Annotated in this window: 16 protein-coding genes; 7 read left to right on the top strand and 9 right to left on the bottom strand. The window is 73.4% G+C overall.

All coding sequences use genetic code 11. The features are described 5' to 3' along the window. The first annotated feature begins 19 nt into the window (after positions 1-19). Positions 20-499, top strand: a complete 480-nt coding sequence (locus tag ABZ576_RS04620; RefSeq protein ID WP_360735740.1) for a GNAT family N-acetyltransferase — start codon at positions 20-22, stop codon at positions 497-499. A gap of 86 nt (positions 500-585) precedes the next feature. On the opposite strand, the gene ABZ576_RS04625 is transcribed toward ABZ576_RS04620, so the two are convergent. After that, positions 586-1,557, bottom strand: coding sequence for a zinc-binding dehydrogenase (locus ABZ576_RS04625; protein WP_360735742.1), 972 nt, complete (start codon positions 1,555-1,557; stop codon positions 586-588). A 58-nt stretch (positions 1,558-1,615) separates the two neighbouring features. Beyond that, positions 1,616-2,776 carry an FAD-dependent oxidoreductase gene (locus ABZ576_RS04630; RefSeq protein ID WP_360735744.1) on the bottom strand — a complete coding sequence of 387 codons (1,161 nt, stop codon included), beginning with the start codon at positions 2,774-2,776 and terminating at the stop codon, positions 1,616-1,618. 136 nt (positions 2,777-2,912) lie between these two features. Between ABZ576_RS04630 and ABZ576_RS04635 the strand changes: the two genes are divergently transcribed. After that, positions 2,913-3,605, top strand: a complete 693-nt coding sequence (locus tag ABZ576_RS04635; RefSeq protein WP_360735746.1) for a pentapeptide repeat-containing protein — start codon at positions 2,913-2,915, stop codon at positions 3,603-3,605. 46 nt (positions 3,606-3,651) lie between these two features. Here the strand turns inward: ABZ576_RS04635 and ABZ576_RS04640 are convergent, their stop codons facing one another. Continuing rightward, positions 3,652-4,152 carry a hypothetical protein gene (locus ABZ576_RS04640; RefSeq protein WP_360735748.1) on the bottom strand — a complete coding sequence of 167 codons (501 nt, stop codon included), beginning with the start codon at positions 4,150-4,152 and terminating at the stop codon, positions 3,652-3,654. A gap of 69 nt (positions 4,153-4,221) precedes the next feature. Between ABZ576_RS04640 and ABZ576_RS04645 the strand changes: the two genes are divergently transcribed. Next, a complete protein-coding gene (locus tag ABZ576_RS04645) occupies positions 4,222-5,616 on the top strand; it encodes a M1 family metallopeptidase (protein ID WP_360735750.1) in 1,395 nt (464 codons plus the stop codon). 34 nt (positions 5,617-5,650) lie between these two features. Here the strand turns inward: ABZ576_RS04645 and ABZ576_RS04650 are convergent, their stop codons facing one another. Next, positions 5,651-7,210: a M4 family metallopeptidase gene (locus ABZ576_RS04650; RefSeq protein ID WP_360736630.1), complete on the bottom strand. Its 1,560-nt coding sequence runs from the start codon at positions 7,208-7,210 to the stop codon at positions 5,651-5,653. A 431-nt stretch (positions 7,211-7,641) separates the two neighbouring features. After that, complete coding sequence (locus ABZ576_RS04655; RefSeq protein ID WP_360735752.1) at positions 7,642-8,217, bottom strand: TerD family protein; 576 nt, start codon at positions 8,215-8,217, stop codon at positions 7,642-7,644. 181 nt (positions 8,218-8,398) lie between these two features. Here ABZ576_RS04655 and arfB point away from each other — a divergent pair, with 181 nt between their 5' ends. Continuing rightward, entirely contained in the window at positions 8,399-8,836 is a 438-nt protein-coding gene (gene arfB / locus ABZ576_RS04660; RefSeq protein WP_360735754.1) for an alternative ribosome rescue aminoacyl-tRNA hydrolase ArfB, read from the top strand. 173 nt (positions 8,837-9,009) lie between these two features. Then, on the top strand, positions 9,010-9,849 hold the full coding sequence (locus ABZ576_RS04665) for a sigma-70 family RNA polymerase sigma factor (protein WP_360735756.1): 840 nt from the start codon (positions 9,010-9,012) through the stop codon (positions 9,847-9,849). On the opposite strand, the gene ABZ576_RS04670 is transcribed toward ABZ576_RS04665, so the two are convergent. Next, complete coding sequence (locus ABZ576_RS04670; RefSeq protein ID WP_360735758.1) at positions 9,846-10,340, bottom strand: GNAT family N-acetyltransferase; 495 nt, start codon at positions 10,338-10,340, stop codon at positions 9,846-9,848. The genes ABZ576_RS04665 and ABZ576_RS04670 overlap by 4 nt on opposite strands. A 67-nt stretch (positions 10,341-10,407) precedes the next feature. Next, the gene (locus ABZ576_RS04675) at positions 10,408-10,980 is read right to left on the bottom strand and encodes a flavin reductase family protein (RefSeq protein WP_360735760.1); all 573 of its coding nucleotides are present in this window, start codon (positions 10,978-10,980) and stop codon (positions 10,408-10,410) included. A 348-nt stretch (positions 10,981-11,328) separates the two neighbouring features. On the opposite strand from ABZ576_RS04675, the gene cdgB reads away from it, so the two are divergent. Together cdgB and ABZ576_RS04685 are read left to right on the top strand one after the other, a co-directional pair. Then, the gene (cdgB, locus tag ABZ576_RS04680) at positions 11,329-12,984 is read left to right on the top strand and encodes a diguanylate cyclase CdgB (protein ID WP_360735762.1); all 1,656 of its coding nucleotides are present in this window, start codon (positions 11,329-11,331) and stop codon (positions 12,982-12,984) included. 117 nt (positions 12,985-13,101) lie between these two features. Beyond that, a complete protein-coding gene (locus ABZ576_RS04685; RefSeq protein WP_360735764.1) occupies positions 13,102-14,034 on the top strand; it encodes a carbohydrate-binding protein in 933 nt (310 codons plus the stop codon). 54 nt (positions 14,035-14,088) lie between these two features. Here the strand turns inward: ABZ576_RS04685 and ABZ576_RS04690 are convergent, their stop codons facing one another. Together ABZ576_RS04690 and nagA are read right to left on the bottom strand one after the other, a co-directional pair. Then, on the bottom strand, positions 14,089-15,057 hold the full coding sequence (locus ABZ576_RS04690) for a 1-phosphofructokinase family hexose kinase (protein WP_360735766.1): 969 nt from the start codon (positions 15,055-15,057) through the stop codon (positions 14,089-14,091). Between the two features lie 122 nt (positions 15,058-15,179). Then, positions 15,180-16,307 carry an N-acetylglucosamine-6-phosphate deacetylase gene (gene nagA / locus ABZ576_RS04695; RefSeq protein WP_360736632.1) on the bottom strand — a complete coding sequence of 376 codons (1,128 nt, stop codon included), beginning with the start codon at positions 16,305-16,307 and terminating at the stop codon, positions 15,180-15,182. Positions 16,308-16,309: the final 2 nt, after the last annotated feature.

Below are 16,309 nucleotides of genomic sequence, written 5' to 3' on the forward strand. Positions count from 1 at the left end.
GACCGGTTACCCTCGCCGCATGATCCGTACCGCGACCCCTGCCGACGTACCCGTCATCCACACCCTGATCCGTGAACTGGCCGAGTACGAGAAGGCGCCCGAGGAGGCGCGGGCCGGCCAGGAGCAGCTGCGCGAGGCGCTGTTCGGCGAGCGGCCCGCCGCGTTCGCGCACCTGGCGGTGGACGAGGACAGCGGCGAGCCGGTCGGGTTCGCGCTGTGGTTCCTGAACTTCTCCACCTGGCGCGGGGTGCACGGCATCTACCTGGAGGACCTGTACGTCCGTCCCGGCGCGCGCGGCGGCGGGCACGGGCGGGCGCTGCTGACCGAACTGGCGCGGATCTGCGTGGAGCGCGGGTACGAGCGGCTGGAGTGGTCGGTGCTGAACTGGAACCGGCCCGCGATCGGCTTCTACGAGGCGCTGGGTGCCCGCCCGCAGGACGAGTGGACGGTGTACCGGCTCACGGACGAGGCGCTGACCGCGCTGGGCTCCGGACGCTGACGCGCGCGCCCTCTGACGCGCGCGCCTCCTGACGCGCGCGCCTCCTGACGCGCGCGCCTCCCGACCCGCGTCGCCCCCTGGTCCGCTCAGGGTTCCAGGACCACCTTCCCGACGGTGGCGCGCTGCTCCAGGGCCCGGTGGGCGGCGGCCGCCCGCGCGAGCGGGAAGCGGGTGACGGCCGGGCGCAGCCGGCCTCCGGCGGCCTCGGCGAGGGCGCGCAGCTCCAGCGCGCGCAGGCCGCCCGCCCGCCGCAGCATCTCCGGGCCGAGCACGGACCGGGAGACGCCCTCGGCGAGGTATCCCCGGCCCTCGGCGATGCCCTCCGCCGACCAGCCGAAGACCAGGTGCCGGCCGTCGGGGCCGAGCAGGCCGACGGCCTCCCGGGCGACCGTCCCGCCGACACCGTCGTAGACGATCGTGGCGGGCCGGCCGCCCAGGTGGGCGCGGACCTCGGCGGGCCAGCCGGGGTCGGTGTAGTCGACGGCGAGGTCGGCGCCGTTCGCCCGGACCCGGGCGGTCTTCTCCGGGCCGCCCGCGAGTCCGACCACGACCGCGCCGGCGTGCTTGGCGTACTGCACGAGCAGCGTGCCGATGCCGCCGGCCGCGGCCGGTACGACGACCACGTCCCCGGGTCCCGGCTCGGCGAACTGCACGATGCCCAGCGCGGTACGGCCCGTGCCGATCATGGCGACGGCCGCGGCGGCGTCCAGGCCCTCCGGGATCTCGTGCAGGCGTTCGGCGTCGGTGACGGCGAGTTCGGCGTACCCCCCGGGGGCGAAGCCGAGGTGGGCCACCACCCGCCTGCCGAGCCAGGCGTCGTCCACGCCGTCGCCGAGCGCGTCCACCACCCCCGCGACCTCCCGGCCCGGCACGGTCGGCAGGTCGGGCAGCGCGGGCAGCGGGCCCTGGTGCCCCTCCCGTACGGCGGTGTCCATCAGGTGCACCCCGGCGGCGGCCACCGCGATCCGCACCTGGCCGGGGCCCGGGACCGGGTCCGCGACCTCCTCGTGGACCAGGTTCTCGGCGGGACCGAAGGCGTACAGACGGACGGCGAGCATGTGACCCCCCAGGAGACGGTGCCGCGTGAGCGGCTCTGCGTGCCCCCACCCTCCGACCTCAAGCGCGCTTGAGGTCAAGGGCCGGCCGGCCGAGGATCAGGGAGACGGCGGTGACCGCGCTGTTGAAGGACACCTCTGCCAGCACGCCCGGGGCCGCCACCTGGTCGCCGGCGAGGTAGACCCCGTCCCCGCGGTCCACGGCGGGACGGTCGCGCCAGTTGCGGCCGGGCAGGTCCACGGCCCCGGTACGGCCGTCCGCCACGGCTTCCCGGCGCCAGGTCACCCGCTCCCGCCAGCCCCGGAAGCCCAGGTCGAGCAGTGCTTCGGCGCGGGCGACACCGTCGGCCCGGGTCTCGCCGGGCCCGATCGGGAACTGCCCCTGGAGCAGCTGCTCCCCGGCCGGGGCGAGGGAGGCGTCCTGCGCGGTGAACCGCTCCACCCAGCCGGGCGCGTCCAGGTCGGAGACGGCGAAGAGGTCCCCGCGCCGGGCGCGGACGGCGAGGTCGAGCAGGACGGTACGGCCGCCGGGCCAGGTCAGCGAGTCGTCGCGGAGCAGGCGGCGGGCGGCCGGCAGGGCGGTGGCGACGACGACCGGCGTGTCCTCGGGCAGCTCCTCCACCCGGCACCCCGTCTCGATGCGCACGCCCATGTTCCAGGCCCGCGCGGCCATCCGCTCGATGACCGATCCCCAGCCGCCGCGCGGGTAGTGCGCCTCCGGCGGCAGCTTGGTGGCCCGGCGCAGCCGCTCGTGCACGAAGGCCGCCGACAGGCTGCCCGGGTCGTGGTGGAAGAGGGCCACGGCCGCGTAGTTCGCCGCCGCGCGGGCGCCCTCCTCGCCGGCGATGCCGGTGGCCCAGCCGAGGAAGTCGGCGTCGACGGGGGCCGGCCCGGTGCGCCGCCGCAGCAGCCTGAGCATGGCGAAGGGCGGGGTGCGGCGCAGCGCGCCGTGGTGGCGCAGCCGCAGCCGGGCGGCCTCCAGCGGCGGCAGCGGGGCCAGCGGGCCGATCAGGTCCCGCTGCCGCAGCCAGGCCCAGTGCGGGCCGCCGGCGTAGAGCGCGTGCGGCCCTTCGTTGGTCCGGTACGGCCCCGGTGCCGTCCGGGCCCGTCCGCCCAGGACCCGGTGCGCCTCGTACACGGTGACCTCGGCGCCGGCCTCGGCGGCGGTGATCGCGGCGGTGAGTCCGGCGAAGCCGCCGCCGATGACGGTGATGCGGTGCATGGAGTCTCCCTGGTCTCGGTCCACCTGCTCGGCGGGTACGACGGCCGAGGCCCCCGGGAATGTGACATCACCGGCCGCACCGGGGTGTTCTCGCGGCTCGGGGCGGATTGTCGGTGGCGGGGTGCAGCATGGGCGCATGGTGAGGCGAACGACGGGAAGCCGGCCGGCGGGCCGGGCGGGGGTGAAGGGCGCGCGGCGGCCGGAGCTGCGGCTGCCGCCCCTTCAGCCGTGGACGGCGGGGGAGTTGGAGCCGGACGGTGACTACGACGGCCTGGAGTTCCGGGATCTCGACCTGGCCGGGCAGGACGGCGTGGGCGCCCGCTTCATGGACTGCGCGCTGACGGCTTGCGCGGTGGACGGCACGGCGCTGGGCCGGGCCCGGGTGCTGGACTCCGTGCTGACCGGCCTGCGCGGGGTCGGCACGCAGCTGGCCGAGGCCACGTTCCGGGACGTGGAGGTGGTGGACGCGCGCCTGGGCGGCACCCAGCTGCACGGCGCGGTGCTGGAGCGGGTCCTGGTCCGCGGCGGCAAGATCGACTTCATGAACCTGCGCGAGGCCCGCCTCACGGACGTCGTCTTCGACTCCTGCGTCCTGGTCGAACCGGACTTCGCGGGTGCGCGCCTGGAGCGCGTGGAGTTCACCGGCTGCGCCCTGAAGGGGGCCGACTTCGGCGGGGCCACGCTGAAGGACGTGGACCTGCGCGGCGCCGACCCGCTGGTCGTCGGCCGCGGCCTCGACCGGCTCTCCGGCGCGGTGATCAGCCCGGGCCAGCTGCTGGACCTGGCCCCGGTGCTGGCGGCGGAGCTGGGCATCCGGGTGGAGGGATGACGGGTGGAGGGATGACGGGTGGAGGGGGGACGGGTGCAGGAGTGAGTCAGGCCACCCGGGGGAAGCGGGCCTGCAGGGTCCAGATCGCCGGGTTCTCCGCGAGGTCGTCGTGGAGGTCGGTCAGGTCCGCGATCAGGTCGTGCAGGAAGTCCCGGGCCTCCCGGCGCAGTTCGGCGTGGGAGAAGGCCAGCGGGGGCTCCTCGGCCGGCACCCAGTCGGCGGTGATGTCCACCCAGCCGAAGCGGCGCTCGAAGAGCATCCGGTCGGTGGACTCGGTGAAGTCGAGCTCCGCGTGCTGCGGGCGGGCGGCGCGGGAGCCCATCGGGTCCCGGTCCAGCTCCTCCGCGATGTCGCACAGGGCCCAGGCGAAGTCCAGCACGGGCACCCATCCCCAGGCTGTGGACAGCTCCCGGTCGGTCTCGGTGTCCGCGAGGTAGACGTCGCCGCAGAACAGGTCGTGCCGCAGCGCGTGCACGTCCGCGCGGCGGTAGTCGGTCTGCGGGGGGTCCGGGAACCGGTTGGAGAGGGCGTAGCCGATGTCGAGCACGGGGAGATGGTGTCACGCCGGTCCGCCGGATCCCGCCGCGGGACGCCCCGGCCGCCTAAGATCACTGACATGTCCAGATCCATACGCTTTTTACCGGCCGTGGCCGCACTGCTCGCCCTCGCGCTGACCGGCACCGCGTGCGACGGCGGTGTGAAGGGCACCCCGGGCGGCTCCGGCGTACGCGACCCGTACTTCCCGAAGGCCGGCAACGGCGGCTACGACGTCGGCCACTACGCCCTCACCCTGGACTACACCCCGGCCACCCGCCGTCTCACCGGTACGGCCGTGATCACCGCCCGCGCCACCGAGGACCTGTCCGCCTTCGACCTGGACCTCGCCGGGCTGCACGTGGACTCGGTCCGGGTCGAGGGCGAGGACGCCCGCTGGAGCCGCGCCGGCCAGGAACTCACCGTCCGCCCGCACGACGACCTCTCCGAGGGCGAGACCTTCCGCACGACCGTGCGCTACTCGGGCACCCCGCGCACCCTCACCGACCCCGACGACTCCGAGGAGGGCTGGCTGCCCACGGCCGACGGCGCTCTCGCCGTCGGTGAACCCGTCGGATCCATGGCCTGGTTCCCCGGCAACCACCACCCCTCCGACAAGGCGGCGTACGACCTCACGGTCACCGTCCCGAAGGGACTCCAGGCCGTCTCCAACGGTGAGCTGACGCAGCGGCGCGAGCAGGGCGGCCGGACGGCCTACCACTGGCACACCGCCCAGCCCATGGCGAGCTACCTCGCCGTCCTCGCGATAGGCCACTACGACTTCGCGCGCACCACGGGCCCGCACGGCCTGCCGGTCCTCACGGCCGTCGACCCCACCCAGGCCGAGGAGAGCGAGGACGTCCTCGCGGAGCTCCCCGGGATCATCGACTGGGCGGAGACCAACTTCGGGCCGTACCCCTTCTCCTCCGCCGGCGCGATCGTGGAGCGGCCGGACGACGTCGGCTACGCCCTGGAGACGCAGAACCGGCCCGTCTTCCCCGGCGACCAGTTCGACACCGGCACCCTGGTGCACGAACTCGCCCACCAGTGGTACGGCGACTCGGTCACCCCCGAGAGCTGGCGGGACATGTGGCTGAACGAGGGCTTCGCGACCTACGCGGAGTGGCTGTACGAGGAGGACTACGGCGACAAGAGCGCCCAGGAGACGTTCACCGAGCTGTACGAGGAGGACGACGAGGCCCTCTGGGCCTTCCCGCCGGCAAGGCCCTCCGGCGCCGCGCACATCTCCGACAGCCCCGTCTACGGGCGCGGTGCGATGGTCCTCCACAAGATCCGGCAGAAGGTGGGCGACGACACCTTCTACGACATCCTGCAGGGCTGGGCCGCGGCCCACCGCCACGGCACCGCCGACACCGCCGACTTCACCGCGTTCGTGGAGGAGAAGGCCCCCGAGGAGGACTTCGGCGGGATCTGGAAGGACTGGCTGTACGGGGACGGCAGGCCGGACCACCCGTGACGGGCGGCCCGGCCCGCGGTCCCCGGGTGCGGGACTACTTGACGTTGACGGCCTTCCAGGCGGCCGCCACCGCGTTGTACTCCGCGCTGCCCGAGCCGTACAGGTCGGCCGCGGCCTGGAGGGTCCCGGTGCGGGCACCCGCGTAGGTGGTGGTCGAGGTGAAGTACGTGGTCAGGGCCTTGTACCAGATCTGGGCGGCCTTGGCCCGGCCGATGCCGGTGACCGTGGAGCCGTCGTAGGTCGGGGAGTTGTAGGAGACCCCGTTGACCGTCTTCGCGCCGCTGCCCTCGGACAGCAGGTAGAAGAAGTGGTTGGCGACACCGGACGAGTAGTGCACGTCGAGGCGGCCGACCGTCTTGGACCAGTAGTCGGCGCTGGCGCCGTCCTTGCTGGGCTTGTCCATGTAGCGCAGCGGGGTGCCGTCGCCGTTGATGTCGATCTTCTCGCCGATGAGGTAGTCACCGGCGTCGGCGGAGTTGTTCGCGAAGAACTCCACCGAGGTGCCGAAGATGTCGGAGGTGGCCTCGTTCAGGCCGCCGGACTCGCGGTTGTAGTTGAGCTTCGCGGTGGCCGCGGTCAGGCCGTGGCTCATCTCGTGGCCGGCCACGTCGAGCGAGGTCAGCGGGTTGGCGTTGTTCACGCCGTCGCCGTAGGTCATGCAGAAGCAGCTGTCGGACCAGAAGGCGTTGACGTAGGCGTTGCCGTAGTGGACGCGGGAGTAGGCGGCCTTGCCGTCGCCCGCGATGCCGTTGCGGTTGAACGCGGACTTGTAGAAGTCCCAGGTGACGGCGGCGCCGTAGGCGGCGTCGACGGCGGCGGTCTGGCGGTTGCCGACGGTGCCGTCGCCCCAGACGTCGTCGGCGTCGTGGAAGAGCGTGCCGGTGCCGCTGGTGCCGCCGTTCAGGTCGTAGGTCCGGTGGCTGCCGCGGCCGCCGTCGACCAGGTCGTAGCCGCCGGAGGAGGCGGCGGTGGTGCCGAGCGGGACGGAGCCGCTGTACTGGCTGGTGCCCGTGCCGGTGTCGATCGCCTCGTAGGAGTAGATCTTCTTGCCGGTCCGGGCGTCCGTGATGACGTGCAGCTCGCTCGGGGTGCCGTCGTGCTGGAGGCCCTTGACGACGGACTCGTAGGCGAGGACCGGCGTGCCGGCGGCCGCCCACACGACCTTGCGGGCGCCGGTGGCCTTGGCCTTGGCGGTGCCGGCGGCCTTCAGGGCGGTCTTCTCGGCGCTCGCCGCCGGGACGGCGGCGGTGGTCGTCGGCACGGATATCCGGGTCTTGACCGCCTTGTCGACGCCCTTGAGCGAACCGTTGCCGGCGACGTGGGTGACCAGGTCGCCGCCGAGCACGGGCAGACCGGCGTAGGTGCGCTCGTAGCGGGTGTGCACGGTGCCGTCCGCGTCCTTGACGACATCCCGGACGACCAGCTTCTCCTCGGCGCCGAGGCCGAGTCGCCGGGCCGTCTCACCGGCGTGGTCCTGGGCCGACCGCAGCGCGGCGACGCGGGCCGGGGCGCTGAGCTCGACGGCCTGGGCACCGGACGGGTGCGGCGCGGGCGCGGCGCTCGCGGGGCCGTTCTGCAGGGCGAGGACGACCATGGCCGCCGAGCCGACCAGGGCGGCTGCGCGCACCGCGGTCTTGCGGGGAGTACGGGCGGCGCCGGTGTCGTGGGACTGCTGTCTCACTCGATCTCCTTCTGGCTGGTCTCGTGGGGGGAGACGCAGATGGGTCACAGGGGATGCACAGAGTTGCGGCGGGTGAGGAGAGGGTGACACCGGCACCCCCCTGTTTGACAGGGTGCCGTCAAGACTTTACGTGTTCGTATCCGAAAGCCGAGCTGCGGAAACCGTTATGCGGACGCGCTCGGGAGGCTCAACCTCCCTATGGCACAGCGCAGTTGGGGCGGAGGGCGTCACACCCGGGGGGTGGTGCCCGGCGCGGGACCGCCGGCGCCCCGCCCCCGGACACGAGGAAGCCCCCGGCCGCGCGTCGGCGCGGCCGGGGGCTCCTTTCCGGAGTGCCGGTCCGGTCAGACGTTCACGCCGAAGTCCTGGGCGATGCCCACCAGGCCCGAGGCGTAGCCCTGGCCCACGGCGCGGAACTTCCACTCGGCGCCGTTGCGGTACAGCTCGCCGAAGATCATGGCCGTCTCGGTGGCCGCGTCCTCGGAGAGGTCGTAGCGCGCGATCTCGGCGCCGCCGGCCTGGTTCACGATGCGGATGTAGGCGTTGCGGACCTGGCCGAAGTTCTGGCCGCGGTTCTCGGCGTCGTAGATGGAGACCGGGAACACGACCTTGTCGATGTCGGCCGGGAGCGCGGCCAGGTTGACGTTGATCGCCTCGTCGTCGCCGGCGCCCTCACCCGTGCGGTTGTCGCCCGTGTGGACGATCGTGTTGTCCGGGGTCTGCTTGTTGTTGAAGAAGACGAAGTGGCCGTCCGAGTAGACCCTGCCCTGGCCGTTCACCGCGATGGCGGAGGCGTCCAGGTCGAAATCCGTGCCGGTGGTGGTGCGGACGTCCCAGCCGAGGCCCACGGTGACGGCGGTCAGGCCCGGAGCCTCCTTGGTGAGCGAGACGTTGCCACCCTTGGACAGGCTTACAGCCATGTTTGGGAGTCCCTTCCCTAGTTACCCGTGCAAATCCGTGCACATCCGTCCGTGCACGGCTGTGCCGACGAAGCTACCGTCACCCGCAAGAACGTCCACGGCGCCCCGGTGGTTCCTGACGCCTTTACCTTTTTTACCAAGCCGGAAATCCAGGTGACGTGCACCGGTCCGGGCCGGGAACATGGGACGCATGTCCGGGCCCTATCTCATCCGTGGTTCGGTCTCGCTCCCCGAGGCCGAGCTGATGTGGCGTTTCTCCAGGTCGTCCGGGCCCGGCGGACAGCACGTCAACACCAGCGACTCGCAGGTGGAGCTGCGCTTCGACCTCGCCCGCACCGAGGCGCTCCCCGCCGTGTGGAAGGCGCGGGCGCTGGACCGGCTGGCCGGGCGCCTCGTCGACGGGGTGCTGTCCGTACGGGCTTCCGAGCACCGCTCCCAGTGGCGCAACCGCGAGGCCGCCGCCGTACGCCTCGCCGCGCTCCTCGCGGAGGCGACCGCGCCGCCGCCCAAGCCCCGCAGGGCGACCCGCATCCCGCGGGGCATCAACGAACGCCGGCTGCGGGAGAAGAAGCAGCGCGCCGAGACGAAGCGCGGCCGCTCGGGCCGGGACTGGGGCTAGCCGGGGCGGCCCCGCCGCCCCCGCCGCTCCGCGGCCGTCCCGGGGCCCGCGGTCCGACGGTCCCCTTCCCGGTGCCCGATCGGATCCGCCGGCCGGTGTCACATCCTCGGCCCTTCCGACGTCACAGGGGGTGCGGGAACACGCACCACGACGACGGAGAGGCCGGCCCACGCATGACCGACAACGACTTCCTCGCCGAGCGGTTCGAGGCGTACCGGGGACACCTGCGGGCGGTCGCCCACCGGATGCTGGGCTCCGCCGCCGAGGCCGAGGACGCCGTGCAGGAGGCCTGGTTCCGGCTGAGCCGGTCCGACACCCGGGAGGTGGAGAACCTCGGCGGCTGGCTGACGACCGTCGTCGGCCGGGTCTGCCTCGACATGCTCCGCTCCCGCCGCTCCCGGGGGGAGGAGCCGCTGGAGAGCCGGCAGCCGGCGCCGTCCGCCGCACCGGACCCGGAGCACGACGCCGTGCTCGCCGACTCGGTGGGATCGGCCCTGCTGGTCGTCCTGGACACGCTGTCGCCGGCCGAGCGGCTGGCGTTCGTGCTGCACGACCTGTTCGGGGTGCCCTTCGAGGAGATCGGCGCCATCCTCGGGCGCACTGCGGCCGCGGCCCGGCAGCTCGCCAGCCGGGCCCGGCGCCGGGTGCGGGGCGTCGAGGCGCCCGAGCCCGACCTGGCCCGGCAGCGGCGGGTGGTGGACGCCTTCCTGGCCGCCGCGCGGGGCGGCGACTTCGACGGGCTGCTCGCGGTCCTCGACCCGGACGTGGTGGCCCGCACCGAGGCCGGGGTCAACAGCGGCGCCGCCCGCGTCGCCGCCGGCGCGGCGGGCTTCGCGCACCTGGCGCGGATCGCGCGTCCGGTACTGATCGACGGCGCCACCGGCCTGGCCGTGTACGCCGGCGGGCGCCCGGAGCGCGTGCTGGCCTTCTCCTTCGTGGCCGACCGCATCGCGGTGATCGACATCGTCACCGCCCCGGACCGCCTGGCCGAGCTCACCGTCGAGGAGGTCTAGCCGGGCGCGGGCGCGGCGGCGGGCCGGGGCGGGTGGAGGGGCAGCACTCCCACCGTCTGGCCCCCGCTGGTCTCGCCGTTCTCGTGGAAGCCCAGGCGGAGGTAGAAGGCCCCGGGGCCGGCCGGGCCAGGGTGCCAGGTGACGTACAGCTCCTCGCCGCCGCGGCGGCGGATCTCCCCGGCCACGGCGTCGACGGCGAAGGCGCCGTAGCCCCTGCCCTGTTCCCCGGCGGCGATGTTCAGCCGCCACAGGCCGGAGCGGCGCACGCTGCCGTCGCCGTGCCAGTCGATGCCGAAGAAGGCCATCAGAAACCCGACCGCGCGCCCGTTGTCGACGATCAGGCGCGGCCAGGCGACACCGGCGGGATACACGTACGCCTCGGCGAGGGACTTCACGACCGGGGCGACGTTCTGTTCCTGGTCGGCACGGACGCGTATGCCCACGGCGATGTCGAAGTTCGCGGGTGTCACTTCTTCCAGACGGATCGTCATCCCGGCACCTTAAGCGCGCGTGTTTCACGGCGGCCACGGAAATACCGGGACCGCCGAATTCCCGCGCTCAGCCCAACTGCCGGTATCTGCCGCGGAAATAGAGCAACGGGCCGCCCTCCGCGCTGGGCACCCGTGCGGTCAGGACGCGGCCGATGACCAGAGTGTGGTCGCCCGCGGCCACCCGCTGCTCGGTCCGGCACTCCAGGGTGGCCAGTGCGCCGCCCACCAGCGGGGCGCCGGTGGCCTCGCCGCGAACGTAGGGGATGTCCTCGAAGAGCAGCCGGTCGCTGATCCTGCCCTTCATGGCGAACCGCCCCGCGATGTGCCGCTGGCTCTCCGCGAGGACGGACACCGCCCACAGCGGCTGCTCCTCCAGCAGGTCGTCCATGCGGGCGCCGGTACGCAGGCTGACCAGCACCAGCGGCGGGTCGAGCGAGACCGACAGGAAGGCGGTGGCGGTCATGCCGACGTCCTCCACGCCCGGCGCTCCGGGGTCGTCCGGATCCAGCGGCGGCTCCTGCGCCGTGACCAGGACCACACCCGCGGCCAGCCGGGACATCGCGGCCCGGAACTCGTCGTTGCTCACCCCCTCAGCATGCCCGGAAGCCAGGGGGGTGATGGATGAGGCGGAGTTCAGCACACCGGGAACGCTAGTCTTCGCCCCGGGCGGACCGCATCGGCCCTTCGCCCGAGCCGGGTCCTAGGACCAAGGGTGCACCGATGTGTGCATCATGTGTGCGCACCCGTACGCTGTGTGTTCAGTAAAGGCACGGGTGAAACGCGGAAACCCCACGCAATTGTTCACGTTCTGCTGTGACTTGAGTCACAAGGGGCAGGAATTGTTGACCCTGTGTACCGAGTGGGCAGCGCGCTGTGATTCAGTGGCGGGGAAGCCGGGAGAAGAACGCAAAGAGCCGCCGCGAAAGACGCGGGAGAAGCGCCGAAGACAACCCTTGATTCGCTGCGAGGTCTCGGGGGGAGGGCGAGCATGGAGACCGAGTCGGAGCCGTATGTCCGCCTTGCGTCCCTGCGACAGCTGCACCAGGTCATGGCCGACATGAACACGGCACGCAGCCTGGCGGACACACTGCAGACCGTCGCCGACGGCGCCGTGGGCGCGCTCGGGTACGAGATGGCGGCCGTCAACCTGGTGCGCCAGGACGGTGACCTCGTGGTCGCCGCCTTCTCCGGCAACTCCGCCGCCGAAGCCCTGATCACCGGCCGGGTCGGCTCCCGCGAGTCCTGGGAGCGGCGGCTGAACATGGGCGAGCGCTGGGGCGACCTCGTCTTTATACCGCACACCGAGGGCTGGGTCCTCGACGACGACGACGTACCGCAGTGGTACACCGACGGTCCCGCGCCGCGCTTCGAGGACGAGTGGCACCCCTCCGACCGGCTCTTCGCGCCCATGTACACCCCGGGCGGGCAGGGCGGCTCCTGCGGAGAGCTCCTCGGGGTGATCTCCGTCGACCGGCCGCGCAACGGCCGGCGCCCCGGCGCCTGGGGCCGCGAGGCGCTCCAGATGTACGCCTTCCAGGCCGCCATCGCGATCAGCAACGCGCGCCTGCGGGCCAACATGCAGCGGGCCCTGGTCCGCCTGGAGCGCGAGCAGCAGGCCCTGCGCGCCAGCGAGGAGTCCTTCCGGCAGGCGTTCGAGTACGCGCCCTCCGGCATGGCCATCGCCGAGCTGGGCGGCGACCAGCACGGCCGCATCCTGCGCACCAACGACGCCCTGTGCCGGCTGCTCGGCCGCCCCGCCTCCGCGATGCGCCGCTACTCCTTCTCCGACCTGGTCCACCCCGAGGACATCGGCACCCTGCTGCGCACCTCCGCCGAGGGCGGCCGCGCGGAGCTCCGCCTGGGCCGCCGGGACGGCACCTACGTCTGGGTGAGCCTGCGCAACAGCGTCGTGGCCGACGCCGCCGACGGCCCCCGCTTCCTGCTCACCCACGTCGAGGACATAGAAGAGCGCAAGCGGCGCGAGCTCCAGCTCGCCCACCGCGCCTCGCACGACTCGCTGACCGGCCTGCCCAACTCCGCGGAGCTGCGCTCCCGCCTGTCGGCCCGGCTCTGCCAGCGCCCCGCCCACGGCGGCGCGGCGGACTCCCTGGACGCGGCCTACGGCCACCCCCAGGCCCTCGGCTCCGCCGGTCACGGCTTCGACTTCGCGCCGGCCGCGGAGGCGTACGACGCCTTCGACCACCATGTGCACGTGGTCGCCCCGGAGGACGGCCGCGACGACGGCACCAAGGGCCTCGCGGTCCTCTTCTGCGACCTCGACGGCTTCAAGTCGATCAACGACCGTTTCGGGCACAACGCGGGCGACGCGGTCCTCATCGAGGTCGCGCGCCGGCTCGGCAGCGGTGTGCGGGACGGCGACACCGTCGCCCGGCTGGGCGGCGACGAGTTCGTGATCCTCGCCGACGGACTGGGCCGGGCCGACGCCCAGGACCTCGCCGTACGGCTGCGCAACGAGATCATCCAGCCGATCCGCGCCGAGGGCCGGGCGGTCCGGGTGGGTGCGAGCTTCGGCATCGGCTGGGCCCACTGCGGCATGACGGCGGACGAGGTGCTGAAGTCCGCTGACGAGCGGATGTACGTAGAGAAACGATCTCGTCCCAAACAGCATCGACGCGCCGGATGAACCGCAGGTCAGCGGGTTGAGGCGGTTCTGCTCACCCGTTTGGACGAGTGAGAGCGGGTAGGCTCGCCATTCCAACCCGTACCGCATCCGCCCGCACCTGTTGAGGAGTACCAAGGGATGACGCCCGGCGACAACGGCGCGAGCACGCCCGAGGACGACGACCCGTTCGGCTACCTGTACGCAGACGGCCAGGCCCGGGGAGCCCAGCCGCCGTCCGGCGGTTACGGCTACCCGAACTCGGTCAGCAGGGTGCGCGCGGTCGGTGAGCGCCGGTACGGCCAGCCGCAGGCCACCTACGGCCAGGGCGTGCCCCAGCAGCAGGCCGCCTACGGCCAGCCCAACACCCACTACCAGGCCCCCGAGACGCTGCCCGGCGGCACTCCGGCCGGCCGCCCGCCGGCGCCGCACGCCCCGGCCCGCCGCGGCCCGAACACCAAGGGCCTGCTGATCGGCGCGATCGCGGTGGTCGCCGCGGTCGTCATCGGCATCGGGGTCGCCATGATCAACGGCAACACGGACGACGACAAGGGCACCGACCAGACCGGCCCGGCCCCGACCCAGTCCCAGAGCGCCTCCCCGAGCCCGTCGGGCAGCGCCTCGGCGGCGCCCGGCGTCCTGGAGGCCGACGCGACCTCGGGCACCCTCCAGCTGGCCGGCGGCGCGGCGAAGGCGTCGGACGTCAAGGGGGCGAAGTCCTCCGACGGCAGCTATGTCGGCGGGCTGAACCAGGCCGGCGCGTCGGTCACCTGGACGGTCGACATCCCCTCCGACGGCCCGTACACCCTGTTCGCGGACTACAGCGCGACCGGCGAGGACCAGTCGATGACGGTGACCGTCAACGGCACCCCGTTCGGCAGCAAGATCGGCCTGGAGAACTACCGGCACGCGGCCGACGGCGACTTCGCCGCCGGCTGGACCACCTCGTACGTGTGGCCCACCCTGAAGAAGGGTGCCAACACGCTCTCGATCTCCTGCCAGTCCGGCGACAAGTGCAACGTCCTGATCGAGAAGCTCTACATCAAGCCGGGACACGTCAAGCGCGACGACTAGAAGGCGTCTCGTCGGTCATCCCGGGCTGATCCGGCCTGATCGACGAGCCATCCCCTAGGCCGCGCCGGCCTCCCCGGACACCGCCACGCGTCCCAGCAGGTCCCGGTAGGCGGCCGGGTCGAAGTCGCCCGCCGTGGCGGCGCGTACCGTCGCCGCCGACAGGGCGGCCGCGCGCAGGAGGCGGTCCGGCCAGGAGAGGCGTTCGACCAGGCCGGACAGCAGGCCCGCGACCGCCGAGTCGCCCGCGCCGGTCGGGTTGCCGGTCAGGCGGGCCGGCGGGACGGCGCGCCAGTGGCCCTCGGGGGTGACCGCCAGGAGGCCCTCGGCGCCGAGTGAGGCGACCACCGCGTGGGCGCCGCGCCGGCGGGCGTCCCGGGTGGCGCGTGAGGGGTCGTGGGAGCCGGTCAGTTCGGCCAGCTCGTCGGCGTTCGGCTTGATGACGTCCGGGCGGGCGGCCACCCCGCGGCGCAGCGGTTCTCCGCTGGTGTCCAGCAGCACCGGCACGCCGGCCGCGCGGGCCGCGCGGACCAGGTTCGCGTACGCCCCCACCGGCACCCCCGGCGGCAGGCTGCCGCACAGGGCCACCGCCGAGGCGCCGGCCAGCAGCTCCTCGTACCGGTCCAGGAAGGTGCCCCATTCGGCCGGTGCGATCTGCGGGCCCGGCTCGTTCAGCTGGGTGGTGTCCCCGGTCAGCTCGTCCACGATCGCGATGGTGCGCCGGGTGGCTCCCGAGACGGGCACCAGCGCGTCCACCGGTCCGCCCCCGCCCGCCGGCCGCTCGCGCAGCACCGAGCCGGGCACGCCGTCCGAGAGGCGCTCGCGCAGCACCTCGCCGGTCGCGCCGCCCGCGAAGCCGGTGACGGTCACCCGGTGCCCGAGGGCGGCCAGTACCCGGGCCACGTTCACGCCCTTGCCGCCGGGCCGCTCGACGACCTCCGAGACGCGGTGCGAGGCGTGCGGCCGCAGCCCCCGTACGCGATAGGTGATGTCGAGAGCGGTGTTCAGTGTGACCGTGAGGATCACCCGGGCCGACCTCCCTCGAAGTCCCTGTGCCTGCCATCGGTGTCCGGGGCCCTGATCATGCCAAAGAGACGGCGGCCGGCCCAGTCCAGGGTCGGCCGCCGTAGGTGAGAAGCCGGGCGGAATCAGGCCAGTTGGGGCGCCACCACCCAGGCGCCGTGCCGCATCACGCCCTTCACCTCGAAGTCCGCGTCCAGCAGGACCAGGTCGGCGTCCTTGCCGGGCTCCAGGGAGCCGATGCGGTCGGACAGGCCCAGCAGCCGGGCCGGGTTGGCGGACAGGGCGGTCACGGCGTCCTCCACCGACAGCCGGTCGACGGTCACCGCCCGCCGGAAGGCGCGGTCCAGGGTGAGCGTGGAGCCCGCGATCGAACCGCCCTCCACCAGCCGGGCCACGCCCTCGCTGACCTCGACCTCCAGCGGGCCGAGCATGTAGCGGCCGTCGCCGATGCCGGCCGCGTCCATCGCGTCGGTGATGAACGCGACCCGGTCCCGGCCCGCGTGGTGGAAGGCCAGTTCCAGCGCGGCGGGGTGGAGGTGGACGCCGTCGTTGATCAGCTCGACCGTGACCCGCTCGTCCTCCAGCAGGGCGGCGATCGGGCCGGGCGCGCGGTGGTTCAGGGCGGGCATGGCGTTGAAGAGGTGGGTGGCGACCGTGGCGCCCGCGTCGATCGCCTCCACCGTCTGCTCGTAGCTGGCGTCCGTGTGCCCGATCGCCGCGATCACGCCGTGCTCGGCGAGCAGCCGTACGGAGTCGATGCCGCCCGGCAGCTCGGCCGCGAGGGTGACCATCGTCGCCCTGCCGCGCGCCGCGTCGATCAGCTTGCGCACCTCGGCCGGGTCCGGGTCGCGCAGCAGCGCCTCGGAGTGCGCGCCCTTGCGGCACGGGGAGATGAACGGCCCCTCGAAGTGGATGCCGGCGATCTCACCCTGCTCGGCCAGCTCGCTCAGCAGTCCCGCCTGGCCGACCAGGAGGTCCATCTCGTCGGTCACAGTGGAGGCGACGAGGGTGGTGGTGCCGTGCTGCCGGTGGGTGCGGATGGCGGTGAGGATCTGCTCGGGGGTGCCGGAGAAGGAGGCTCCGCCGCCGCCGTGGTTGTGGATGTCGACGAATCCGGGGACCAGCCAGTGGCCGGTGACGTCGACGAGCGCCGCGCCGGCCGGGGCGGTGGCGGTGATGTGCCTGCCGTCCACGGCCAGCCGGCCGTTCGCCACCGTTCCGGTGGGGAGCACCACGTTCGCGCCGGTGAGCACCT

It is taken from the genome of Streptomyces sp. NPDC013455, from assembly GCF_040632975.1.
Taxonomy (GTDB): domain Bacteria; phylum Actinomycetota; class Actinomycetes; order Streptomycetales; family Streptomycetaceae; genus Streptomyces.